This window comes from Streptomyces sp. SGAir0957, assembly GCF_043523415.1.
Genome location: NZ_CP027293.1, coordinates 6,992,043 through 7,016,522, shown reverse-complemented (window position 1 = coordinate 7,016,522; position 24,480 = coordinate 6,992,043). Strand labels below are relative to the sequence as shown.

Annotated in this window: 18 protein-coding genes, 2 rRNA genes and 1 riboswitch; of the genes, 5 read left to right on the top strand and 15 right to left on the bottom strand. The window is 68.5% G+C overall.

What is annotated here, in order from left to right:
- The first annotated feature begins 109 nt into the window (after positions 1-109).
- The gene (locus C1N81_RS36630) at positions 110-919 is read left to right on the top strand and encodes a PhzF family phenazine biosynthesis protein (RefSeq protein WP_394435678.1); all 810 of its coding nucleotides are present in this window, start codon (positions 110-112) and stop codon (positions 917-919) included.
- 3 nt (positions 920-922) lie between these two features.
- On the opposite strand, the gene C1N81_RS36625 is transcribed toward C1N81_RS36630, so the two are convergent.
- Positions 923-1,723, bottom strand: coding sequence for a CPBP family intramembrane glutamic endopeptidase (locus tag C1N81_RS36625; RefSeq protein WP_394435677.1), 801 nt, complete (start codon positions 1,721-1,723; stop codon positions 923-925).
- 204 nt (positions 1,724-1,927) lie between these two features.
- Here C1N81_RS36625 and C1N81_RS36620 point away from each other — a divergent pair, with 204 nt between their 5' ends.
- Positions 1,928-3,679, top strand: a complete 1,752-nt coding sequence (locus tag C1N81_RS36620; protein WP_394435676.1) for a substrate-binding and VWA domain-containing protein — start codon at positions 1,928-1,930, stop codon at positions 3,677-3,679.
- 22 nt (positions 3,680-3,701) lie between these two features.
- On the opposite strand, the gene C1N81_RS36615 is transcribed toward C1N81_RS36620, so the two are convergent.
- A complete protein-coding gene (locus tag C1N81_RS36615; RefSeq protein ID WP_394435675.1) occupies positions 3,702-5,222 on the bottom strand; it encodes a glutamate--cysteine ligase in 1,521 nt (506 codons plus the stop codon).
- Between the two features lie 526 nt (positions 5,223-5,748).
- Between C1N81_RS36615 and C1N81_RS36610 the strand changes: the two genes are divergently transcribed.
- On the top strand, positions 5,749-6,345 hold the full coding sequence (locus C1N81_RS36610) for a hypothetical protein (protein WP_394435674.1): 597 nt from the start codon (positions 5,749-5,751) through the stop codon (positions 6,343-6,345).
- A 320-nt stretch (positions 6,346-6,665) separates the two neighbouring features.
- Positions 6,666-6,866 carry a DUF5999 family protein gene (locus tag C1N81_RS36605; protein WP_394435673.1) on the top strand — a complete coding sequence of 67 codons (201 nt, stop codon included), beginning with the start codon at positions 6,666-6,668 and terminating at the stop codon, positions 6,864-6,866.
- A gap of 61 nt (positions 6,867-6,927) precedes the next feature.
- Here C1N81_RS36605 and gcvP read toward each other — a convergent pair whose 3' ends face one another.
- A complete protein-coding gene (gene gcvP, locus C1N81_RS36600) occupies positions 6,928-9,813 on the bottom strand; it encodes an aminomethyl-transferring glycine dehydrogenase (protein ID WP_394435672.1) in 2,886 nt (961 codons plus the stop codon).
- Positions 9,814-9,997: 184 nt separating this feature from the next.
- A riboswitch (glycine riboswitch) is annotated at positions 9,998-10,092 on the bottom strand.
- A 179-nt stretch (positions 10,093-10,271) separates the two neighbouring features.
- On the opposite strand from gcvP, the gene C1N81_RS36595 reads away from it, so the two are divergent.
- Positions 10,272-10,646 carry a PRC-barrel domain-containing protein gene (locus C1N81_RS36595; protein WP_394435671.1) on the top strand — a complete coding sequence of 125 codons (375 nt, stop codon included), beginning with the start codon at positions 10,272-10,274 and terminating at the stop codon, positions 10,644-10,646.
- Positions 10,647-10,860: 214 nt separating this feature from the next.
- Here C1N81_RS36595 and C1N81_RS36590 read toward each other — a convergent pair whose 3' ends face one another.
- From C1N81_RS36590 to C1N81_RS36535, 12 genes are all read right to left on the bottom strand, one after another.
- On the bottom strand, positions 10,861-12,258 hold the full coding sequence (locus C1N81_RS36590; RefSeq protein ID WP_394435670.1) for a DNA polymerase IV: 1,398 nt from the start codon (positions 12,256-12,258) through the stop codon (positions 10,861-10,863).
- 46 nt (positions 12,259-12,304) lie between these two features.
- A complete protein-coding gene (locus C1N81_RS36585; RefSeq protein ID WP_394435669.1) occupies positions 12,305-12,925 on the bottom strand; it encodes a MerR family transcriptional regulator in 621 nt (206 codons plus the stop codon).
- Positions 12,926-13,082: 157 nt separating this feature from the next.
- Complete coding sequence (locus C1N81_RS36580) at positions 13,083-13,556, bottom strand: bifunctional nuclease family protein (RefSeq protein ID WP_347731313.1); 474 nt, start codon at positions 13,554-13,556, stop codon at positions 13,083-13,085.
- Positions 13,557-13,642: 86 nt separating this feature from the next.
- On the bottom strand, positions 13,643-14,371 hold the full coding sequence (locus C1N81_RS36575; protein ID WP_394435668.1) for a transcriptional regulator FtsR: 729 nt from the start codon (positions 14,369-14,371) through the stop codon (positions 13,643-13,645).
- Between the two features lie 23 nt (positions 14,372-14,394).
- Positions 14,395-15,321, bottom strand: coding sequence for an FHA domain-containing protein (locus C1N81_RS36570; protein ID WP_394438470.1), 927 nt, complete (start codon positions 15,319-15,321; stop codon positions 14,395-14,397).
- An 82-nt stretch (positions 15,322-15,403) separates the two neighbouring features.
- Entirely contained in the window at positions 15,404-16,333 is a 930-nt protein-coding gene (locus C1N81_RS36565) for a DUF881 domain-containing protein (protein WP_394435667.1), read from the bottom strand.
- Between the two features lie 5 nt (positions 16,334-16,338).
- Positions 16,339-16,671, bottom strand: a complete 333-nt coding sequence (locus tag C1N81_RS36560) for a small basic family protein (protein WP_031069011.1) — start codon at positions 16,669-16,671, stop codon at positions 16,339-16,341.
- On the bottom strand, positions 16,668-17,573 hold the full coding sequence (locus tag C1N81_RS36555; protein WP_394435666.1) for a DUF881 domain-containing protein: 906 nt from the start codon (positions 17,571-17,573) through the stop codon (positions 16,668-16,670). The genes C1N81_RS36560 and C1N81_RS36555 overlap by 4 nt, the downstream gene beginning before the upstream one ends.
- Positions 17,574-17,677: 104 nt before the next feature.
- Positions 17,678-20,173, bottom strand: coding sequence for a sugar phosphate nucleotidyltransferase (locus C1N81_RS36550; RefSeq protein ID WP_394435665.1), 2,496 nt, complete (start codon positions 20,171-20,173; stop codon positions 17,678-17,680).
- Positions 20,174-20,286: 113 nt separating this feature from the next.
- Entirely contained in the window at positions 20,287-20,895 is a 609-nt protein-coding gene (locus C1N81_RS36545; protein WP_394435664.1) for a CDP-alcohol phosphatidyltransferase family protein, read from the bottom strand.
- 135 nt (positions 20,896-21,030) lie between these two features.
- A 5S ribosomal RNA gene (gene rrf, locus C1N81_RS36540) occupies positions 21,031-21,147 on the bottom strand.
- Between the two features lie 88 nt (positions 21,148-21,235).
- A 23S ribosomal RNA gene (locus tag C1N81_RS36535) occupies positions 21,236-24,359 on the bottom strand.
- Positions 24,360-24,480: the final 121 nt, after the last annotated feature.

Here is a 24,480-nt window from a genome sequence, read left to right as displayed (position 1 = left end):
ATGACCGCGATCATCAACCGATCGCGATGCCTCAACGATATATCGGAAGCCATCGCATGGCAATACCCACCACGGGCCCGGCCGACCGGGGTCGTCTAGCGTCCGTGGCATGCGTATTCGTATCGTCGACGCCTTCACCGACCGCCCCTTCGCCGGCAACCCCGCCGGCGTCCTGCTCCTCGACGCGTTCCCGGACGACGCCTGGATGCAGAACGTCGCCGTCGAGGTCCACCACGCGGAGACCGCCTTCGCGCACCCGCTGCCCGAGGGCGGCGACGCCGACTGGGCCCTGCGCTGGTTCACCCCCGGCACCGAGGTCGACATGTGCGGCCACGCCACGCTCGCCACCGCCCACGTCCTGCACTCGACCGGGGCGAGCAGCGGCCCGGTCCGGTTCGCCACCCGCAGCGGCGTGCTCGTCGCGACCCCGCGCGAGAACGGGTCGTACACCCTCGACTTCCCGACGGCCCCGCTCACCGAGGAAGCGGCACCCGCCGGGCTCGCCGAGGCCCTCGGCGCCGACCCGGTCTCCGTCCACGACACGGGCCGCCACGTCGGCGACCTCCTCGTCGAACTGGCCGACGAGAAGACGGTCCGGGGTCTCGCCCCCGGCCTCAGGGAGCTCATCGGGCTCTCCCGGCGCGGCGTCATCGCGACGGCCCGCGCCGAGGACCCGTCGGGCGGTTACGACTTCGTGTCGCGCTGCTTCTTCCCGGGCGTCGGCGTCGACGAGGACCCGGTGACCGGCAGCGCGCACACGGCGCTCGCCCCGTTCTGGGCGAGGAAGCTCGGCCGCACCATCCTCACCGGGCTGCAGGCGTCCGCGCGCACCGGCCTGGTCCGCGTCGACCTGCGCGGCGAGCGCACACTGCTCGGCGGTCGCGCCGTGACCACCATCGAGGGCGACCTGCTGGTGTAGCGCTCAGGCGGTGGGCAGCCAGTCCACCTTGCCCGCGAGCAGCGCGTATCCGACGAACGCGCCGACGTCCAACAGGGTGTGGGCCACCACCAGCGGTCCCACCCGCCCCCACCGCCGGTACAGGTAGGCGAAGACGACGCCCATCGCGAGGTTCCCGAAGAACCCGCCGATGCCCTGGTACAAGTGGTAGGAGCCGCGAAGGACGGACGACGCGACCAGCGCCGTGCCGGGCGACCAGCCCAACTGGCCGAGCCTGCGCAGCAGATACCCGACGACGATGACCTCCTCCAGTACGGCGTTCTGCACCGCGGAGAGGATCAGCACCGGGTACTTCCACCACACGTCGGGCAGCGCCTCCGGCACGACCGTGAGGTTGAAGCCGAGGCCGCGCGCCGCGAGGTAGAACCCGATGCCGAGGCTGCCGATGACGGCGGCGATCGCGGCGCCGCGCGCCCCGTCGAACCACGGCCGCGTCCGGTCGAACCCGATCGCGCGCAGGCCCGCGCCCTCGCGCAGCAGGAAGTGCGCGACGAGCGCGACGGGCACGAGCGCGCTCGCGATCCCGAACAGCTGCCACGCGAGATCCAGCCACGGCCTGCCGGGCGCCGCCGACGCGTTGAGCGTGGCCGCCTGGTCCTTGAGCCCGCCCGGCTTGGTGACCGAGCCCACAAAGCTGATCAGCGCGGACACTCCGCTCGCGCCGAGCGAGAGGCCCAGGACGAGCAGGGTCTCGTCCCGCAAAAATCGTCGCGAGAGCCCCCCGTCGGGATAAGAACCGGCCACCGTCCCCGCCTCCACCTGCACACCTGCCTTACTTGGGTCATCCCCGCCGCATCCCCCACGCCGCCCCGCTAGGGTCTCGAATGCAGGTACGAAGATCGCGTGCGAGGCCGAGGGGGCGGACGCCGCAGTCCGGCGCGCCTCTCCCCTCCCTTGCTCCACCGCTTATACCGCAACTGCCTTTACGGCTCAGGGAGGGGCACCACCGTCATGGGACGTCACAGCAGCATGCCCGACACGCGCGGACCGGCCGCGGCCGATCCGCGCCCCCGTTCGCGGGGCCGTTCGGTGGCCATCGCGACGGCCCTCGTCCTCACCGTCGCGGCCGGCACGGCGCTCGCCGTCCGCAGCGACCTGCTCGACCTGGGGGACGCGTGCGGGAGCACGGTGCACCTGGAGGTCGTCGCGTCGCCTGACGTGGCGCCCGCCCTGCGGACCGCCGCCGACCGGGCCCGCGAGCGGAACGTCACCTCGGACGGCAGCTGCCTCGATGTCGCCGTCACCCCGCGCGACTCGTACAAGGTCGCCGACGCCCTGCGGGCCGGCAAGGGCGGAGAGGACTACCAGGTGTGGGTGCCGGACTCCGACCTGTGGGTCCAGCGGGTCGGGCAGACCGCGAAGGCAACGCGGGTCAGCGCGGCCGGGAACATCGCCACGTCGCCGATCGGCGTCGGCATGGTCCCGTCGGCGGCGAAGGCGTTCGGCTGGCCGAAGAAGACGTACACCTGGACGCAGTTGACGGGCGCCGCGATGACCGACGACGACGTGCGCCTCGGCGCCGCCGACCCGGCCCGCAGCTCCACGGCGCTGCTCGCGCTCACCAAGCTGACGGACGCGTCGAAGAGCTCCCGCGACGGCGACACCCGGGCCGCCGCCATGGCGAAGGTCCTCTCGCAGCGCACCTCCGACAGCGACGGCCGGCTGATGGAGACCCTGGCCCGCGACGACTCCGGCGCCGGGAAGGACGACCCGCGCCGCAACCGGGCGCTGATCCTCTCCGAACAGGCCGCCTTCGCGCACAACGCCGAGGCGGACGGCGGCTCCTCCCTCGACCTCTTCTACCCGAAGGACGGCTCACCCGAGCTCAACTACCCGTACACGCTGGTCGGCGGGGAGGCCCTGACCACCGAGCAGAGCCGCGCCGCCGTCCGCCTCATGACGCTGCTCACCGCCCCCGACGGCCGCGCCGTCCTGGCGAAGCACGGTTTCCGCACCGACGGCGACGGCTCGCCGGACGCGGTGGCCGCCCAGGCGGGCGCCCACTCCCCGCAGCCGTACGCGGAGCCCACCTCGCGACCGCCCCGCGACGAGGAGATCGAGGAGACCCTCGGCATGTGGACGATCACGGTGCAGAGCGCCCGGATCACCACCGTCGTGGACGCCTCGGGCTCGATGGCGAACCCGGTGCCGGGCCGCGGCCGGTCCCGGATGGAGGTGACGAAGGCGTCGATGCTGGCGGCCCTGTCGACGTTCACGCCCGAGGACGAGATCGGCCTGTGGGAGTTCTCGACGCTGCTCGACGGCGCCCGCGACTACAAGCGGCTGGTCCCGACCGAGCGCCTCGGCGACCGCAAGGGCTCCGGCACCCAGCGCGACCGCCTCTCCGCCGCGTTCACCGCCCTGCAGCCCGTCGCGGGCGGCGCGACGGGCCTGTACGACACGACGCTCGCCGCCTACAAGGAGGCGACGGCGTCGTACCGGAGCGGCAAGTTCAACGCCGTCGTCCTGGTCACCGACGGCGTCAACGAGGACCCGGGCTCGCTCTCCCGCTCCACCCTCCTCAAGCGCCTGGAGATACTCAGCGACCCCGAGCGCCCGGTGCCGCTCATCGCCATCGCGGTGGGCCCGGCCACCGACAAGGACGAGGTCGAGCAGATCGCCGAGGCGACCGGCGGCTCCGGCCACCAGGTCAGCGACCCGGCCGACATCCAGCAGGTCATCCTCAAGGCCATCGTCCAGGCGGGCGCCAAGAGCAACTGACCGCTCCCGGTGCCGGCCCCGCTCAGCCCAGCGGGACGGCGGGCGTCGGCAGCCCCACGGGCCACGTGTGCACGGCCTCCCCGGAGTGCATCAGCTCCGCGTACCGGCGCGTGGTCGCCGCGAGCGCCGCCTCCCGCTCCAGTCCGCTCTCCAGAGCCCGGTGGTAGGTCGCCGCCTGCCACGAGGCGCCGTTCATCCGCCGCTCGCAGCGGCCCTCGATCACCCCGAGGTAGAAGTCGCGGTCGGCGGGTTCGACCCCCCACGCGTCGAGCCCGGCGGCCGCGAGCGGCAGCAGCTCGTCCCGTACGAGGGTGGTGGCCGCCACCTGCTCGGTGCCGCCGCGCCTGCCCTGGCGCGGCCACTCCAGGTGCGCGTCGATCCCGTGCCGGCACGCGGTGTCGAAGTTGCGGGCGGCGGCCTCGAAGGACAGCCGCGACCACACGGGGCGCGACTCCTCCGCGAGCGCCCGCACGAGCCCGTAGTAGAAGGCGGTGTTGGCGACGACGTCGGTGACGGTGGGCCCGGCGGGCAGCACCCGGTTCTCCACGCGCAGGTGCGGGACGCCGTCGGCGATGTCGTAGACGGGCCGGTTCCAGCGGTACACGGTGCCGTTGTGCAGCACCATCTCGGCGAGGGTCGGCACCCCGCCCTTGTCGAGCACCTCGAGCGGCTGCTCGTCGTCCAGGATGGGCAGCAGCGGCGGGAAGTACTTGAGGTTCTCCTCGAAGAGGTCGTACGCCGAGTCGATCCACCGCTCCCCGAACCAGGTCCGCGGCCGCACCCCCTGCGCCTGCAGCTCCGGCGGCCGTACGTCCGTGGACTGCTGGAACAGCGGGGGCCGCGACTCGCGCCACACCTCGCGCCCGAAGAGGAACGGCGAGTTGGCCCCCATCGCGATCTGCACCCCGGCGACCGCCTGCGCCGCGTTCCACACCGCGGCGAAACGGTTCGGCGTGACCTGGAGGTGCAGCTGCACGGACGTACAGGCGGCCTCGGGCACGATCGACGAGGACGTGGTGGTCAGGCGCTCCACCCCGTCGATGTCGAGCTGGAAGTCCTCACCGCGGGCGGCGACCATCTGTTCGTTGAGCAGGGTGTAGCGGTCGACGTCCGACAGGTTCGCGGAGACGAGGTCGTCCGGCCGCAGCGTCGGCAGAATGCCGATCATCACGATGCCCGCATCGACCTCGTTCGCCTTTCTGTGGGCATAGTTGAGCCCGGTGCGCATCTCCTCGGCGAGCTGGTCGAGAACACGGCCGCCGAGCCGGTGCGGGGCAATGTTCACTTCGAGATTGAACATCGCGAGTTCCGTTTGGAAATCCCGGCTCGCGATGCGCTCCAGCACTTCCCCATTCATCATGCGCGGCAGCCCGTCGGGCCCCGCGAGATTCAGCTCGATCTCCAGTCCCATGAGGTTTTTGGGGCGGTCGAACCGCTTCTCCTCCAGGAGTCGCCCGAGCCCCTCCAGGCACTCCTTCACCTTCTGCCGGTAGTGCCGCCGATCCGCCGGATCGACCGCGCCCGCAGCGACCTTCTCCCCCATGGGAGCTTCCTTCCTCGCCTGGGCAGCCCGATGATCCGGCCGCGCGTCACGGTGGATGATGCCCAGCAGATGTGATCGATAACGCCCCGCGCGGGCCCGCGGAGCAGTACGCTCACAGCGCTTACCCCACGGCACATTCCCTAGGCATGCAGCTTTTCGCAGATTCATCTACGAACATCTGGTAAAAAACGCCGACGAGATTCAGCCGTCCGCCCGAACGGGCAAAGCCGAGGTCAAGAGGGTGGGGTCCGCGAGAAATCGTCGTGACACCGACAAAACAGCGTCCACGCGACGTCCTGATAGCCCCTTGCGGACACGTTCGTGACTGCTAGCGGAAACATCATGTGAACACACGTCGTATAAACTCCGCGGACGAGACAGAGAGTTGGCGCCCGTGTCGAGGCCCCCGCCCCCTCTGGCCCGCGTAACGCAGCGCACTTTCGCGCACCCGAGCAGCAGACAGCGCCGTCCGCTCTTCCCGCACCGCCCTCGCACCACGTGCCTGTCGAATGAGAGGCGACCCACCATGCCGCTGCATGTCCCCCCGGCTCCCGCGCCCGCTCTCCGCAGTGTCCTCACCGCCCTGGGTTCTCCCACCGCGGTCCGTGAGGCCCGCACCCCGTCCCTGCGCGCCGCGCAGGGCCCCGCGAGCCCCGAACTCCCTTTGCCCGTCTACGTGTTGGACCGCATCACCGAGACCACCGCAACAGGCGACCGCCCCTCGCCCGCCCGCCTGACCGGCTGGCGCTTCCTGGTCCGCTGCGGGGACCGGGCGGTGGCCGCCGCCGACACCATGCTCACCCCCGACGGCTGGGCCTTCTCCCACTTCTTCGAAGGCCCCTACGTGAAATCCACCGAGCGCGCGCTGCGCCAGGCCGAACCCCTGCCGGGGAGCTACCAGCCGCGGCTCCTCTCGGTCCCGGAGCTGTACATGCTCACCCTGTGGCTCCACGGCGACCACACGGCGGACACCGCCGACGGCATCCCGGCGGCCGACGACATCCTGATCCCTCTCGCACCCGCGCCACCGGGCATCGCCGCCCACCGCCCGCACCGCGTCGCGGAACTCCTCCCGGTCCTGGCGCTGCGCCTGACCCCGGCCCGGGCCGCCCTGCTCGCCTGAAACCGCGCCCACCCCTGTGCCCCGCGCCGCCGCCGTCCGGTCGCGGGGCACAGCCCTGTCCGGCCCGTCCGAGCGGACTAGTCCGCTCCGGCCACCCCGAACCACCCGAAGAGGCAGTGCAGTTGGATTGAACCGCCCGCAAGAGTGACGCGTCTTCATCCAGTGAGGACCGCTGCAACGAAATCCCTGCGGATTGACGCCCGCAGGGCAACACTGGGTTCCGGACCGACCGAATACGGGGGGCGGCCATGAACACGACTTCACGCCGCAGCACAGACGCCGACATCATCGAGATCACTACGCAGCGAAAGAACCTACCCATGTGCCAGCACCAGCCGTCGTGCCCCACAGCAGAATCCGCGGACAGGGAGGCCGCGCTTCCGGTGGCTCACCACCCGGAGCAGGGCTGGAGCCTGCTGTGCAACGGGGTCCTGCTCTTCGAGGACACCGGGGAACTCCTCCCCAACGGCACGATCATCGCCCCGCACCGCCCGCTGGCGACGGTAGTGACAGCCGCCTAGGGGCGCGAGGAACTGCGCGACCGGCCACGTACGAGGGCAGGCCGCGCAGCCACCTCGACCCTCACGCCTCGTAGGCGTCCAGGGGCGGGCACGAACACACCAGGTTCCGGTCACCGAAGGCCTGGTCGATACGGCGGACCGGCGGCCAGTACTTGTCGGAGGCCGCGACCCCCGCGGGGAAGACCGCTTCTTCGCGGCTGTACGCGTGCGCCCACTCCCCGCCGAGCATCCCGGCCGTGTGCGGAGCGTTCCGCAGGGGGTTGTCGTCCGCCGGCCACTCACCGGTGGCGACCTTCTCGACCTCGCCGCGAATGGCGATCATCGCGTCGCAGAACCGGTCGAGCTCGTCGATGTCCTCGCTCTCGGTCGGCTCGATCATCAGCGTCCCCGCCACCGGGAACGACATGGTCGGCGCGTGGAAGCCGTAGTCGATGAGGCGCTTGGCGATGTCGTCGACGGTGACACCGGTCGCCTTCGACAGCGGACGCAGATCGATGATGCACTCGTGCGCGACGAGCCCGCCGGGCCCGGTGTAGAGCACCGGGAAGTGCGGCTCGAGCCGCTTGGCGATGTAGTTGGCGGAGAGCACGGCGACCTGCGTCGCCCGCTTCAGCCCCTCGCCGCCCATGAGCCGCACGTACGACCACGAGATCGGCAGGATGCCCGCCGAGCCCCACGGCGCGGCCGAGATCGGCCCGACGCCGGTCTCGGGGCCCGCGGCCGGCTGCATCGGGTGGTTCGGCAGGTACGGCGCGAGGTGTGCGCGCACACCGACCGGGCCGACGCCGGGGCCGCCGCCGCCGTGCGGGATGCAGAACGTCTTGTGCAGGTTCAGGTGGGAGACGTCGCCGCCGAAGTGCCCCGGCTTGGCGAGCCCGACCAGCGCGTTGAGGTTGGCGCCGTCGACGTAGACCTGGCCGCCCGCGTCGTGCACGGCGGCGCAGATGTCGGCGACGTGCTCCTCGAAGACACCGTGCGTCGACGGGTACGTGATCATGAGGACGGCCAGCTGGTCGGCGTACTGCTCGATCTTGGCGCGCAGGTCCTCGACGTCGATCTCACCGTCGTCGGCGGTCTTCACGACGACGACCTTCATGCCGGCCATCACCGCGCTCGCCGCGTTGGTGCCGTGCGCGGAGGACGGGATGAGGCAGACGGTGCGCTGCTCGTCGCCGTTGGCGCGGTGGTAGCCGCGGACGGCGAGGAGCCCGGCCAGCTCGCCCTGCGAACCGGCGTTCGGCTGGAGCGACACCTTGTCGTAGCCGGTGACCTCGGCGAGCCGCTCCTCCAGCTCCGTGATGAGCGTCAGGTAGCCCTGCGCCTGCTCGGCCGGGACGAAGGGGTGCAGCTGACCGAACTCGGGCCAGGTCACCGGCTCCATCTCGGTCGTCGCGTTCAGCTTCATCGTGCACGAGCCCAGCGGGATCATGCCGCGGTCCAGCGCGTAGTCGCGGTCGGCGAGCTTGCGCAGGTAGCGCAGCATCGCGGTCTCCGAACGGTGCTGGTGGAAGACCGGGTGCGCGAGGATCTCGTCGCCGCGCAGCGCCGACTCCGGCAGTACGTCGGCGGCCTCGGCGTCCAGCGCCTCCACGTCGCCCTCGACGCCGAACGCGCCCCAGACGATGTGCAGCTGGCTACGGGTGGTGGTCTCGTCGCAGGCCACGGAGACGAGATCGGCGTCGACCTGGCGCAGGTTGACCCCGCGCTCGCGCGCGGCCCGCACCACCTGAGCGGCCTGACCCGGCACCCGTACGGTCACGGTGTCGAAGTAGGTGCCGTGCACGACCTCGACGCCGCCCGCCGTCAGACCGGCGGCCAGGAGGGTGGCGTAGCGGTGGGTGCGCTGCGCGATGGAGCGCAGGCCGTCCGGGCCGTGGTAGACGGCGTACATGCCGGCCATGACGGCGAGCAGTACCTGTGCCGTACAGATGTTGCTCGTGGCCTTCTCGCGGCGGATGTGCTGCTCACGCGTCTGCAGGGCGAGGCGGTACGCCTTGTTGCCGTCGGCGTCCACGGAGACACCCACGAGCCGGCCCGGCAGGGACCGCGCGAACTTCTCCCGTACGGCCATGTAACCGGCGTGCGGGCCGCCGAAGCCCATCGGGACGCCGAACCGCTGGGTCGTGCCGACGGCGATGTCGGCGCCCAGCTCGCCGGGCGAGGTCAGCAGCGTGAGGGCGAGCAGGTCGGCGGCGACGGTGACGATGGCGCCGAGCTCGTGCGCCTGGTCGATGACGGGCTTGATGTCGCGCACGGCTCCGGAGGCGCCCGGGTACTGGACGAGCACGCCGACGACACCGCGCTCCGCGACCTCGGCGGGGATGCCGTCGCTGAGGTCGGCGACGACGATCTCGACGCCCGTCGGTTCGGCCCGGGTCTGTATCACGGCGGTGGTCTGCGGAAGCGCGTCGGCGTCCACCACGTAGACACCGTCCTTGACCTTGCCGATGCGCCGCGACAGGGCCATGGCCTCGGCGGCGGCCGTGCCCTCGTCGAGCAGCGAGGCGCCGGAGGTCGGCAGGCCGGTCAGCTCCGCGACCATCGTCTGGAAGTTGAGCAGCGCCTCCAGGCGGCCCTGCGAGATCTCCGGCTGGTACGGCGTGTAGGCCGTGTACCAGGACGGGTTCTCCATGACGTTGCGCAGGATGACGGGCGGGGTGAACGTGCCGTAGTAGCCGAGGCCGATCATCGAGCCGAGCACCTGGTTGCGGTCGGCGAGGGAGCGCAGCTCGGCGAGGACCTCGGCCTCGGTCCGGGCGGCGGGCAGCTCCAGCGCCTCGGCGCTCTTGATCACGTCCGGCACGGCGGCGGCGGTCAGCTCGTCGAGCGAGCCGTAGCCGACCTGCGCGAGCATCTTGGCCTGCGCGGCGTCATCCGGACCGATGTGGCGCTGCTCGAAGGGGATGCCCTGTTCGAGCGCGGAGAGCGGAGTGCGGTTGGCGGTCATTGCGGAGGCCTCCTGGTCACTACGACCTGCGAGGGGCACCACGGCGCGGGTGCCCGGACGGCCTCCCCCTCTGTCATCTCAACCTGAGAGCTTCACCGGCCCGCCCCGCACGATCACGGAGCACACCGGCTTTCACCGTCGGTGAGGGTGGGAGACGCGCCCCCGCCCTGCTTTCCAGAGTGACCTCGTCCGTGCGGTACGTGGGCCTGAGAGATTCCGGGGAGGATTTGCTCCTTCGGCGCCTCCGACCTCGGTCGGAGACTCTCCCGCACAGGGTCAGCAGCCGCTTGCCAGCGTACCAGCGGCAGTATGACCGCAGCCCCCGAGTGGCCGCCTTGCCCGATGTGCTCTTTCGTAGTGCTTACCACCGATTTCGTAGCGCTTACGGACCTGTTCGTCGTCGCCGCTCGAGCGAGTCTGTAGCGTTTCCCGACGAGTCGCGACCTGCTGGAGGGCCCGTGCAGACCGACATCGATCCGCGCACCTTGATCGGCCGCAAAGCGTTCGACCGGACCGGAGCCAAGATCGGCACGATCGACGAGGTCTACCTCGACGACGCCACCGGCATCCCGGAATGGGCCGCGATACGCACCGGTCTCTTCAGCCGCGACGCCTTCATCCCCCTGGCGCCCAGCCGACTCGTCGACGGCACCCTGCGTGTCCCCTTCGACCGCGCCCTGATCAAGGACTCCCCCGACTTCGGCGTGGGCCGCCACCTCTCCCCCCAGCAGGAACTGCAGCTCTACCACCACTACGGCCTGGACACGACGGTCCCGGCCCCGCCGGACACGGAGTTCGGCACCATCGCGGGCAAAGAGACCGAACGCCCCTAGCACCCTCAACGCCCCTGGCGCCCCCGGGGACAGCGGCCCGGCCCCTGCCGCCGACTCCCCCGGCGCACCCCTGGGCGGCTGGTCGGGCGGCCTCACCCCTGTACGCCCGGGCGCCGCCCCGCCTCCCCAGCGGCTCTCACCGCACCGCAGCCGCGCACCGGCCCGCCGGGCTTTGCTGCCTCTTTCAGCGAAGATCGGCCTGGGCCACTCCCGCTCAGTGCGCTCCCCGCACCTCGGCCCCCTCCGCCTCCTCCGCCCGCTCCACCAGCGGCAGCGGTTCCGTCGGCTCCAGTTGCGGGTCGTCGACCAGGAACGTCCTGACCCGGCCGGGGACCGCCTCGTACGGGGTCTCGAAGCGGACCGTGACCCGCCCGAGGCCGCTCCCCTGGACCCAGCCGGGGCCGTACTCCGCGTGCCGCACGTCGTGGCCCGCCATGTAGCGCCGCTCGGCCGACGCGGCCGGGGCCTCCACGGGCTCGGGCCGCTCCTCAGGCGCCTCCACCGCGTCCTGCGCGCCGCCCCGGACCTCCTCCTCGGCGGCAGCCGCCTGCGCGAACAGATCCTCCTGCGTGAAGTCGGCGAGGCCGCTCACCCCGACCCCGAGCAGGCGCACACCGCCCGTCGTGTCCACGGCCTCCAGGAGGCGCGCGGCAGCCTCCCGCACCACCCCGGGGTCGTCCGTGGGCCCCCGCAGCGTCTCGGAGCGCGTCAGCGTCGAGAAGTCGTAGCGGCGCACCTTCAGGACGACGGTCCGGCCCGAGCGCCCGGCCGCCCGCAGCCGCTCCACGCACCGGTCCGCGAGCCGCTGGACCTCGCCCCGCACCCTCACCCGCTCGTGGATGTCCACGTCGTAGGTGTCCTCGACCGACACCGATTTGGAGTCCCGCTCGGCGACCACGGGCCGCTCGTCATGGGCCAGCGCCATCGCGTACAGATGCGCCCCGTGCGACTTCCCGAGCAGCCGCACCAGCTCGTCCTCGCCCGCCTCGGCGATCTCCGCGACGGTGAGGATCCCGGCCCGGCGCAGATGGTCCCCGGTGGCGGGCCCGACGCCGGGCAGGATCCGTACGGACTTCGGGCCGAGCAGTGCCCGCTCGGTCCCGGGCCGTATCAGCACGAGCCCGTCCGGTTTGGCCTCCTCGGAGGCGATCTTCGCCAGCATCTTGGACGCGGCGAGCCCGACCGATCCGGTCAGTCCGGTGACCCGGCGGATGTCCGCGCGCAGCCGCACCCCCACGGCCTCGGCGGACGCTTCGTCCCAGGCCACCTCACCGGCCTCCAGGTCGACGAACGCCTCGTCCAGGCTCAGGGGCTCCACCAGCGGCGAAAGCTCCCGCAGCAGCCCCATCACCTGCTCGCTGATCTCCCGGTACAACCGGAACCGGGGCACCAGGTACGCGGCGTGCGGGGCGAGCCGGCGCGCCTGCCCCATCGGCATCGCCGAGTGCACCCCGAACTTCCGGGCCTCGTACGACGCGGTGGCCACGACCCCGCGTGGCCCGAGCCCGCCCACGACGACCGCTTTCCCGCGCAGGCTCGGCTTGGCCGCCTGTTCCGCCGAGGCGTAGAAGGCGTCCATGTCGAGATGCAGGATCGTCGGCGCGGCTCTCACATCACCGATGCTGCCCTACGCCACTGACAACGCGGGCGCAGGCACGTCACACGGCCCGGTTGCGCCGCCTCGCCAGCTCGTCCGCCGGGTTGTTCCCGACCAGCGTCTCGCCCGTGTCCACCCGCTCCCCGTGCAGCTGCGAAAGGGCGCGGTCCACGTCCCGCCAGACCACGCCCACCGCGATGCCGAAGATCCCCTGCCCGCCCTGGAGCAACTCGTGCACCTCGGCGGGCGACGTGCACTCGTAGACCGTCGCGCCGTCGCTCATGAGCGTCATGCGCTCCAGGTCGCGGAAGCCCTGCTCCCGCAGGTGCTGCACGGCCGTGCGGATGTTCTGCAGCGAGACCCCGGTGTCGAGGAAGCGCTTGACGACCTTCAGGACGACGACGTCCCGGAAGCTGTAGAGCCGCTGCGTCCCCGATCCGTACGCGGCCCGCACGCTCGGCTCGACTAGGCCCGTTCTGGCCCAGTAGTCGAGTTGTCGATAAGTGATGCCGGCCGCCGCGCACGCGGTCGGCCCCCGGTATCCGATCTGCTCGGACGCCGCGTCGCCGCTCTCCCCCGCCACCGCAGACACTGCCTGCGGGCGCTGCGGAGTGTGATCGGCCGCGCTGCCGTGAAACGAGTACGGACCGCCCGTCGCCGTACCGTCGCCGCTGCTTCTCACGCCGACCTCCTCTGTGACCTGCCTTCACGACGGTAGGCAGTCACAAGGGGTGCGTCAACGAACGCCACACTCGCCACGCCGAGTGATAATCACCCTACGAGTGGTTTCCCGTGTCCCGCCGCGGGGAAAGGCTAGCCGAATGTGCCGGGACGGGCGCTCACTGGCTGTTGGTCCCGAAATCCTCGGGCGAGATCTGGTCGAGGAACTCGCGGAACTTCTCCACCTCGTCCTCCTGCTCGTCCGGGATCGCGATGCCCGCGTCGTCCAGGACCCCGTCGCTGCCGAAGATCGGCGTCCCGGTGCGCAGCGCGAGCGCTATGGCGTCGGACGGGCGGGCACTGACCTCGACCCCGCTCGCGAACACCAGTTCCGCGTAGAAGACCCCGTCCCGCAAATCGGTGATGCGTACTTCGGTGAGCTCCTGCCCGACCGCCTCCAGCACGTCCTTGAACAGGTCGTGCGTCAGCGGCCGCGCCGGGGCCATGCCCTGCTGGGCGAAGGCGATCGCCGTCGCCTCCCCCGGTCCGATCCAGATGGGGAGGTAACGGTCGCCTCCCACTTCACGCAGGAGCACGATCGGCTGGTTGGAGGGCATTTCCACCCGGACACCTACGACGTCGAGCTCGTTCACACAGCAACCCTAGGACGTGCCCGGCCGGTTTGGGTAGTCGGGCATGCGCCGCGGCCGGGGCCCACGGCTTTCGCCCACCCCTGTGATCAGGGCAGACGCACGCCAAGTGCAGTTTGCACCAGAGCGGCGTGCAGTCGCACGGTGAGACCGGCCAGTTCTTTGGCCCGCGCCTGCGCCAGGGCCCTGGTCTGCGGATTGCGGTGCACCTTGAGCGGCGCGACGACGGAGTCGACGAGGCCGGCCTCCCGGTCCGCGGCGGCCCGCATCACCCGCAGGTGCCGCGGCTCGATGCCGAACCGGCCGAGCTCACCCACCAGCTCGGCGACCGATACGGCCGTGGCGTCGTAACCGCCGTCCGGCAACGGGGCGATGAGCCCGTACGACTCCCACTCGTCGAGGTCCCCCTCGTCGATCCCCGCGGCGGCGAGCAGCTCGTCCCGGCCAACGCGCGCGGCCGTGGGAGCGCTCTCGGCGTCCTCCGGACCGTCACCGGGCCTTCCCGCGGGCGCGGAGGGGGTCTCGCCCCGCTCCAGCGCGTCGAGCTGCTCCTTGATGACCTTCAGGGGCAGATAGTGGTCCCGCTGCATCCGCAGGACGTGGGCGAGGCGCTCGACATCGTCCGCGCTGAACTTGCGGTAGCCCGAGGGCGTCCGCTGCGGCTCGACGAGGCCCTCGGACTCCAAGAACCTGATCTTGGAGATGGTGACCTCGGGAAACTCGTCGCGCAACACGTTCAGCACGGTGCCGATGCTCATCGACCGACTGCCCGCGGTGGCGGTGCCCGATCCGGCACCGCCCCTCGGTGTATGAAGCATGGACCTTCCTGAGGTTGGCTGGGTCAGATACCCCGCTGGCTCGCGTAGAAGACCAGCCGGTACTTGCCGATCTGCACCTCGTCACCGTTGTTCAGGAGCACGGAGTCGATGCGCTCACGGTTCACGTACGTCCCGTTGAGGCTGCCGACGTCCGACACCGTGAACGAGCCGTCCTGCTGGCGACGGAACTCCACGTGGCGGCGCGACACGGTCACGTCGTCGAGGAAGATGTCGCTCTGCGGGTGGCGCCCCGCCGTGGTGAGGTCGCCGTCCAGGAGGAAGCGGCTTCCCGAGTTCGGGCCGCGGCGCACCACCAGGAGCGCGGAGCCCAGCGGCAGCGCGTCGACCGCGGCCTGCGCCTCGGGCGACAGGGCCGGCAGCTGCGTCTGCCCCGTGGCCTCCGGGTCGTAGGACTCGAGTCCCGAGATGGAGATCGTGGACGTCGTCTCCGACGGTCCCTCGGGCGCGGCGCCGCCGCGCAGCGGAGCACCGCAGTTGGAGCAGAACCGGCTGTTCTCGCCGTTCCGGTTCCCGCACCTCGTACACACCAGGGCCGACATGGACGGATCCTCCTGCCGCGGCTGCCCCGCGGGGGCCTGGGACGCGTACGGGCCGGAGCCGAACTGTCCACCCGTACCTGAGGCTGACGGTTCCCCGAAACCTATGCGGCCGCCACCGGCAGGGTCAACAGACGACGCGCCCTGGCCACCCACCTGGTCCCGGAACAGGGGGCGCTCGCCCACCTGCGTCTCCGGCACATCTCCCTGGCGCGACGCACGGTGACGGTTGTCCTCACGCGCGCTCTTGCCGAACAACTTCGCAAACAACTTCACGGGCGATTCCCCTTGACCGAAACAGACCCGCCCGTGGGGCAGGACGAACCCTGACTGCACACATCGGCGTACATCATGGACACGGACATCCTCACAACGTCCGGATCCGCCAAACAGTTTCCACCACACACCCCGTCTCCGGTGCGGCGACCCCCCGCAACCTCATGCCCTTGCACGACATCCCCCATGCCCCTTCGCCTCACTCGGAGGACGACCGAGCGTAATCAGGCTGCCGCGCCGCCCGCAAGGCGTCCACGATGATCTTCTGGGAGCGGTTCACCACCACGGTGGCCTGCTCCTTCTCCAGTGTCTGCACCACACCTCCGGGGATGTTGAGGGCCGGTTCGAGGTCCTGCGGCTTGCCGATCACCTTGAAGACGTACGGCTGCCCGATCTTGTGCCCGTCCACGCTGACCCCCTTCCCTCCACTCGCGTCCGTCAGATACGTGTTGGCCACGACGCGCACGTCGTTCACCTGGATCGCCTCGGCGCCCGCCGCGCGCAGCTCCTGCACCGCGTCGAGCAGCATGTCCGCCTCGACGGCACCCTTCGGGTCGGTGACCGTCAGGGTGATCCCGGGGCCCTGCGCGGCCACGGTGCCCGCCAGGATGCCGAGCTGCCGTTCCTTCTCCACCGTCTGCTTGCGCGCCTCCTCGGCCTGGTCCGAGCTGTTCTCCAGCTCGGTCCGCTGATCCTCGAGACCTTGCTTCTCATCTTCCAGACGTTGAGTGCGGTCATCGAGTTCATCGAGGATACGAACAAGATCTTCTTGTCGCGCGCCGCGCAACGCGCTGTTGTCGTCACTGTTCGAGCGCACCTGGATGGCGAGTCCGAGGCCGAGGACGAACAGCAGCACGGCGACGGTCAGTTGCGCGCGCGACACGCGCGGCGGCCAGAGCCCCTGTACGAGCCGCTGCCGCCCGGTGAGCCCCGCCTCGCCGCCCGGCTCCGGCGCCGCCGCGACGGCCGGTGCCTCGCTGCTGCTCACCGGCACCTCGGCGGGCAGCTCCTTGCGGTAGCGGTGCTGCTCCGTGCTCTCGGCGTGCTCGGCGTGCTTGCCGTGCGCCGTGTTGTCGGCGTGCTTGCCGTGCCCTGTGTTGTCGGCGTGTTTGCCGTGCTCCGTACTCATCGGCGTCACGCCCTGAAGACGTGCCGACGGATGGCGGCCGCGTTGGAGAAGATGCGGATACCGAGCACCACGACGACGCCCGTGGACAGCTGCGCGCCGACACCCAGCTTGTCGCCCAGGAAGACGATGAGGGCGGCCACGACGACGTTCGACAGGAACGACACGACGAACACCTTGTCGACGAAGATCCCGTCCAGCATGGCGCGCAGCCCGCCGAACACCGCGTCGAGCGCCGCGACGACGGCGATCGGGAGGTAGGGCTCCACCACTGCCGGCACCTCGGGCCTGACGAACAACCCGACCACGACTCCCACGACGAGGCCCAGTACGGCGATCACGATGTGCCCTTCTGCTCTGCTACCGGCTGTGCTGTACGTACGATCACGCTGGGTGCGGCGGGCAGCTGGACGTCGTCCTGGGCCGAGATGCTGGTCCGGATCCCGAAGTTCTCCTGCAGGGCGTGCAGATACAGCCCGTCGGAACTGTTCTGGAACCGGGTGCTCAGCCGCTGGCCGTCCCCCACCGCGAGCACCGCGTACGGCGGCACCAGCGGTTTGTTGTCGACCAGTATCGCGTCACCCGCGGCCCTGATCGCGGACAGGGCGGTGAGCCGCTGCCCGTTGATGCTGACGGCCTCGGCGCCGGACTCCCACAGGCCGTTGATCACCCGCTGCATGTCGCGGTCGCGCACCCGCCCGGTGTCGGAGAACCCCGCGCTCTCGCGCGGCCCGCTCCCGCCGCCGGACTCGGCCGACTTGGCGTCGTCGACGACGAGCTTGATCCCGGGCCCGTGCACGGGAATGGCGCCCGACAGCACGCCCATCAACTCGCCCTGTTCACCGCCGTGTTTCTTCAGCGCCTCGCGCTGCCTCTCCCCCACGTCGGTCCGCAGCGAGTCGACCCGGCCCTCCAGCTTGTCGGCGGCCGCGGTCTCCTCGTCGATGCGGTCGATCAGTTCCTCGCGCTCCTTGGCCACCACCGGCGCGGCGACCCGGGCCTGCGCGGCCCCCACGGTCACCACGAGCGCGGCGAGCACGAGCCCCGCCGCGAGCCCCAGCTTCGCACGCAGCGTCTTGGGCATTCCGCTCTGCCCCGAGGCCCGCATCCGGGCCGTCGCCTCCGCGTACCCGTCGTCCAGGCTGTGGTCCATGACGTTGGTCAGCAGCGACATGGAGGCGTCGGGGCGCGGAGGGCGCTGAGGAGTGCTCCGAACGGGGGGCTGCTGCGGCATGCCGCACATCGTCGCACGTCGCGGCCGTTACCTCCGAATGGCCCCGTCGGCGCGCCGGTCGGCACCCGTGACGGGTGCCGACCGGACCGACCTCACGTGCGGCTACGGGTGGTTCAGCGCCCCGCGCTGTCCACCACCGCCGCCCACTCGTCGAGCAGTTGCTGCGCGGAGGCGTCGTCGGGGCCCTCCGCCCACAGGTGCGTGACAGCCTCGGCCGGGTCGGGCAGGACCATGACCCAGCGCCCGTCCGCCTCGACCACCCGCACGCCGTCGGTGGTGTCCACGGACCGGTCGCCCGCCTCCTCCACGACGCGACGCATGACAAGGCCCTTGACCGCCCACGGAGTCGCCAGATCGCGCTTGATGACGTGCGCCCGCGGGATACGGGCGTCGATCTGGCTCAGCGTCAGCTGCGTCCGGGCGACCAGGCCGATCAGCCGCACGAAGGCCGCCGTGCCGTCGAACACGCTGCTGAACTCCGGGATGATGAAGCCGCCGCGCCCGTCACCACCGAAGATCGTCTCGTCCTCGCGGCCCACGCGCGTGAGGTCGTCGGGCGACGTGTTCGTCCACTCCACCTGCGTGCCGTGGTACGCGGCCACCTGCTCGGCGATCCGCGTGGTCGTCACCGGCAGTGCGACCCGCCCACTGCGCCGCTCGGCGGCGACGAGGTCGAGCATGACGAGCAGCGCCCGGTCGTCCTCGACGATCCGCCCCTTCTCGTCGACGAGCGAAAGGCGCTCGCCGACCGGGTCGAACCGCACGCCGAACGCGGCCCGCGCCGACGCCACGATCTCCCCGAGCCGCACAAGGCCGGCCCGCCGGGCATCGGCGGTCTCGGTGGGCCGGGACTCGTCGAGCCCCGGGTTGATCGTCAGCGAGTCGACGCCGAGGCGGCCGAGAAGGCTGGGCAGCACGAGCCCGGCGCTTCCGTTGGACGCGTCGACGACGACCTTGAGCCCGGCCTCGGCGATCCCGGTCGTGTCCACGTTCCGCAGCAGCGACCCGGTGTACGAGTCGAACACGCTGGACGGGAAGTGCAGGTCGCCGATCTCACCCGGGAACGCCCGCCGGTACTCCTGCCGCGCGAACACCCGGTCGAGCTTGCGCTGACTGGCCTGCGACAGGTCCGCCCCACGCTCGTCGAAGAACATGATGTCGACGGAGTCCGGCACACCCGGCGTCGTCCGGATCATGATGCCGCCGGCGCTGCCTCGCGCGGTCTGCTGTCTGGCCACCGGCAGCGGCACGTTCTCCAGGTCCCGTACGTCGATGGCGCTGGCCTGCAGGGCGGAGATGACGGCCCGCTTCAGCGCACGCGCACCACGCGAGTGGTCACGTGCGGTGGTCACGGTCGACCCCTTCTTCAGGGTCGTCGCATACGCGCCCGCGAGCCGCACCGCCAGCTCGGGGGTGATCTCCACGTTCAGGATGCCGGAGACGCCGCGGGCGCCGAACAGATGGGCCTGTCCGCGCGACTCCCAGATCACCGAGGTGTTGACGAAGGCACCGGCCTCGACCGTCTTGAACGGGTAGACCCGCACATTGCCCTGAACGATCGATTCTTCACCGACCAGGCACTCGTCGCCGATGACGGCGCCGTCCTCGATCCGGGCGGCCCGCATGATGTCGGTGTTCTTGCCGACCACGCAGCCGCGCAGATTGGACTGCTGCCCGATGTAGACGTTGTCGTGCACGACGGCCTTGTGCAGGAAGGCCCCGCTCTTCACGACGACGTTGGAGCCCACGACCGTGTGTTCGCGAATTTCCACATCGGCTTCGACCTTGGCGTAGTCACCGATGTAGAGCGGCCCGCGCAGCGTCGCGTCGGGGTGGACCTCGGCACCCTCGGCGACCCAGACGCCCGGCGAGATCTCGAACCCGTCGATCTCGACGTCGACCTTGCGCTCCAGGACGTCCGCCTGGGCCTTCACGTAGCTCTCGTGGGTACCTACGTCCTCCCAGTACCCCTCGGCGACGTAGCCGTAGACCGGCTTGCCTTCCTTCATCAGCTGCGGGAAGACGTCGCCGGACCAGTCGACGGACTTGTCGGCCTCGACGTAGTCGAAGACCTCCGGTTCCATCACGTAGATGCCCGTGTTCACCGTGTCGGAGAAGACCTGGCCCCAGGTCGGCTTCTCCAGGAAGCGCTCGACCTTGCCTTCCTCGTCGACGATGGTGATTCCGAATTCCAGCGGGTTGGGGACACGCGTCAGACAGACGGTGACGAGTGCTCCCTTTTCCTTGTGGAAATTGATGAGTTCAGTGAGGTCGAAATCGGTCAGGGCGTCACCGGAGATGACGAGGAACGCGTCGTCCTTCAGCGCTTCCTCAGCGTTCTTCACGCTGCCGGCGGTGCCGAGTGGCTTCTCCTCGTTGGCATAGGTGAGCTCCATACCGAGCTCCTCGCCATCCCCGAAGTAGTTCTTGACCAGTGAGGCCAGGAACTGCACAGTGACCACGGTTTCGGTAAGCCCATGCCGCTTGAGCAGCCTGAGCACGTGCTCCATGATCGGCCGGTTGGCCACCGGCAGGAGCGGCTTGGGCATACTCGAGGTCATGGGGCGAAGGCGGGTGCCCTCGCCTCCGGCCATCACGACGGCCTTCATGTCGGAAGCGTCCTCCTTGAAAGAGACGACGGTCCGGCCGACTTCGCCCGTCCGATAACCCGCAGTTCTTGTGACGCGGGCCACTCGGCTTCACCGAAGACCGAATGGCGAGCTCAATCAGCCGTGGAGTCCGCCCTGACAAGTCGGCGGACTTGGACCATGTACAGGATCCCTGCCCACCAATACAGGGTTGTACCCCAACCGGCGAACGCCCATCCGAAAATAGCAGCGAGTTCGTGGATCCAACCGTCCCCGTCACTGAGTAGCAGCAGCGGGAACGCGTACATCAGGTTGAACGTGGCGGCCTTGCCGAGGAAGTTCACCTGCGGCGGCGGATAGCCGTGGCGGCGAAGGATCCCCACCATCACCAGGAGAACCAGCTCACGCGCCAGCAGTATGGCGGTCAGCCAAATGGGAAGGATCTCCCGCCATGTCAGACCGACCAGGGTCGACAGAATGTAGAGCCGGTCGGCAGCGGGGTCGAGGAGCCGGCCGAGGTTGCTGATCTGGTTCCAGCGGCGGGCGAGCTTCCCGTCGAGATAGTCGCTGACCCCGCTGAACGCGAGCACCAGCAGTGCCCAGCCGTCGCTCTTCGGCCCGCCGAACTCAGGCCTGAGGATGAGCCACAGGAAGAGGGGTACGCCGACGAGACGCGCCATGCTGAGGATGTTCGGGATGGTGAGCACCCGGTCCGTCTGGACACGGGTCTCCTGGACCTCCACCCGGGGGCCTCCTGTGGGGAAACGAGCCAACGATGCCCCCTGACTTTACCCTCAGCCCCGTCGGCGTCGAGCAGGGGGTGCGTCTGAACGCAGAAAAGCCCCGTGCCAATGGCACGGGGCTTTTCTCTACAATTAGTTCGGCGGCGTCCTACTCTCCCACAGGGTCCCCCCTGCAGTACCATCGGCGCTGTGAGGCTTAGCTTCCGGGTTCGGAATGTAACCGGGCGTTTCCCTCACGCTATGACCACCGAAACACTATGAAACTGTCAACCGGAGCCGTGACCATGGCTACAAACGGTTGTTCGTGGTTTCAGAACCAACACAGTGGACGCGAGCAACTGAGGACAAGCCCTCGGCCTATTAGTACCAGTCACCTCCACCCGTTACCGGGCTTCCAGATCTGGCCTATCAACCCAGTCGTCTACTGGGAGCCTTAACCCCTCAAAGGGGGTGGGAGTCCTCATCTCGAAGCAGGCTTCCCGCTTAGATGCTTTCAGCGGTTATCCTTTCCGAACGTAGCCAACCAGCCATGCCCTTGGCAGGACAACTGGCACACCAGAGGTTCGTCCGTCCCGGTCCTCTCGTACTAGGGACAGCCCTTCTCAAGACTCCTACGCGCACAGCGGATAGGGACCGAACTGTCTCACGACGTTCTAAACCCAGCTCGCGTACCGCTTTAATGGGCGAACAGCCCAACCCTTGGGACCGACTCCAGCCCCAGGATGCGACGAGCCGACATCGAGGTGCCAAACCATCCCGTCGATATGGACTCTTGGGGAAGATCAGCCTGTTATCCCCGGGGTACCTTTTATCCGTTGAGCGACGGCGCTTCCACAAGCCACCGCCGGATCACTAGTCCCGACTTTCGTCCCTGCTCGACCCGTCGGTCTCACAGTCAAGCTCCCTTGTGCACTTACACTCAACACCTGATTACCAACCAGGCTGAGGGAACCTTTGGGCGCCTCCGTTACTCTTTAGGAGGCAACCGCCCCAGTTAAACTACCCATCAGACACTGTCCCTGATCCGGATCACGGACCCAGGTTAGACATCCAGCACGACCAGAGTGGTATTTCAACGACGACTCCCCCTGAACTGGCGTCCAGAGTTCACAGTCTCCCACCTATCCTACACAAGCCGAACCGAACACCAATATCAAACTGTAGTAAAGGTCCCGGGGTCTTTCCGTCCTGCTGCGCGAAACGAGCATCTTTACTCGTAGTGCAATTTCACCGGGCCTATGGTTGAGACAGTCGAGAAGTCGTTACGCCATTCGTGCAGGTCGGAACTTACCCGACAAGGAATTTCGCTACCTTAGGATGGTTATAGTTACCACCGCCGTTTACTGGCGCTTAAGTTCTCAGCTTCGCACACCCGAAAGTGCACTAACCGGTCCCCTTAACGTTCCAGCACCGGGCAGGCGTCAGTCCGTATACATCGCCTTACGGCTTCGCACGGACCTGTGTTTTTAGTAAACAGTCGCTTCTCGCTGGTCTCTGCGGCCACCCCCAGCTCACCGAGTAAATCGGATCACCAGTGATGGCCCCCCTTCTCCCGAAGTTACGGGGGCATTTTGCCGAGTTCCTTAACCATAGTTCACCCGAACGCCTCGGTATTCTCTACCTGACCACCTGAGTCGGTTTAGGGTACGGGCCGCCATGAAACTCGCTAGAGGCTTTTCTCGACAGCATAGGATCATCCACTTCACCACAATCGGCTCGGCATCAGGTCTCAGCCTTAATGTGCGACGGATTTACCTACCGCACGGCCTACACCCTTACCCCGGGACAACCACCGCCCGGGCTGGACTACCTTCCTGCGTCACCCCATCACTCACCTACTACCAGATTGGACCGGCGGCTCCACCACTTTCCATTCCCCGAAGGGTCCGGAACGGCTTCACGGCCTTAGCATCACTGGATTCGATGTTTGACGCTTCACAGCGGGTACCGGAATATCAACCGGTTATCCATCGACTACGCCTGTCGGCCTCGCCTTAGGTCCCGACTTACCCTGGGCAGATCAGCTTGACCCAGGAACCCTTAGTCAATCGGCGCACACGTTTCTCACGTGTGTATCGCTACTCATGCCTGCATTCTCACTCGTGAACCGTCCACCACTAGCTTCCGCTGCGGCTTCACCCGGCACACGACGCTCCCCTACCCATCACAGCCGCCGTTGGGCGTATTGCTGCAATGACACGACTTCGGCGGTACGCTTGAGCCCCGCTACATTGTCGGCGCGGAATCACTAGACCAGTGAGCTATTACGCACTCTTTCAAGGGTGGCTGCTTCTAAGCCAACCTCCTGGTTGTCTGTGCGACTCCACATCCTTTCCCACTTAGCGTACGCTTAGGGGCCTTAGTCGATGCTCTGGGCTGTTTCCCTCTCGACCATGGAGCTTATCCCCCACAGTCTCACTGCCGCGCTCTCACTTACCGGCATTCGGAGTTTGGCTAAGGTCAGTAACCCGGTAGGGCCCATCGCCTATCCAGTGCTCTACCTCCGGCAAGAAACACACGACGCTGCACCTAAATGCATTTCGGGGAGAACCAGCTATCACGGAGTTTGATTGGCCTTTCACCCCTAACCACAGGTCATCCCCCAGGTTTTCAACCCTGGTGGGTTCGGTCCTCCACGAAGTCTTACCTCCGCTTCAACCTGCCCATGGCTAGATCACTCCGCTTCGGGTCTTGAGCGCGCTACTAAATCGCCCTATTCGGACTCGCTTTCGCTACGGCTTCCCCACACGGGTTAACCTCGCAACACACCGCAAACTCGCAGGCTCATTCTTCAAAAGGCACGCAGTCACGACTGCATGTGCAAGCACATACAGCGACGCTCCCACGGCTTGTAGGCACACGGTTTCAGGTACTATTTCACTCCGCTCCCGCGGTACTTTTCACCATTCCCTCACGGTACTATCCGCTATCGGTCACCAGGGAATATTTAGGCTTAACGGGTGGTCCCGCCAGATTCACACGGGATTTCTCGGGCCCCGTGCTACTTGGGTGTCTCTCAAACGAGCCGCTGACGTTTCGACTACGGGGGTCTTACCCTCTACGCCGGACCTTTCGCATGTCCTTCGCCTACATCAACGGTTTCTGACTCGTCTCACAGCCGGCAGACTGTAAAAGAGAGATCCCACAACCCCGCATACGCAACCCCTGCCGGGTCTCACACGTATACGGTTTGGCCTCATCCAGTTTCGCTCGCCACTACTCCCGGAATCACGGTTGTTTTCTCTTCCTGCGGGTACTGAGATGTTTCACTTCCCCGCGTTCCCTCCACACTGCCTATGTGTTCAGCAGCGGGTGACAGCCCATGACGACTGCCGGGTTTCCCCATTCGGAAACCCCCGGATCAAAGCCTGGTTGACGACTCCCCGGGGACTATCGTGGCCTCCCACGTCCTTCATCGGTTCCTGGTGCCAAGGCATCCACCGTGCGCCCTTAAAAACTTGGCCACAGATGCTCGCGTCCACTGTGCAGTTCTCAAACAACGACCAACCACCCGTCACAACCCGCTCACGCGAATCTTTACCGGGGCCGGCATTGAGGTCGGGAACAAGTCCGTACCCTCAGATA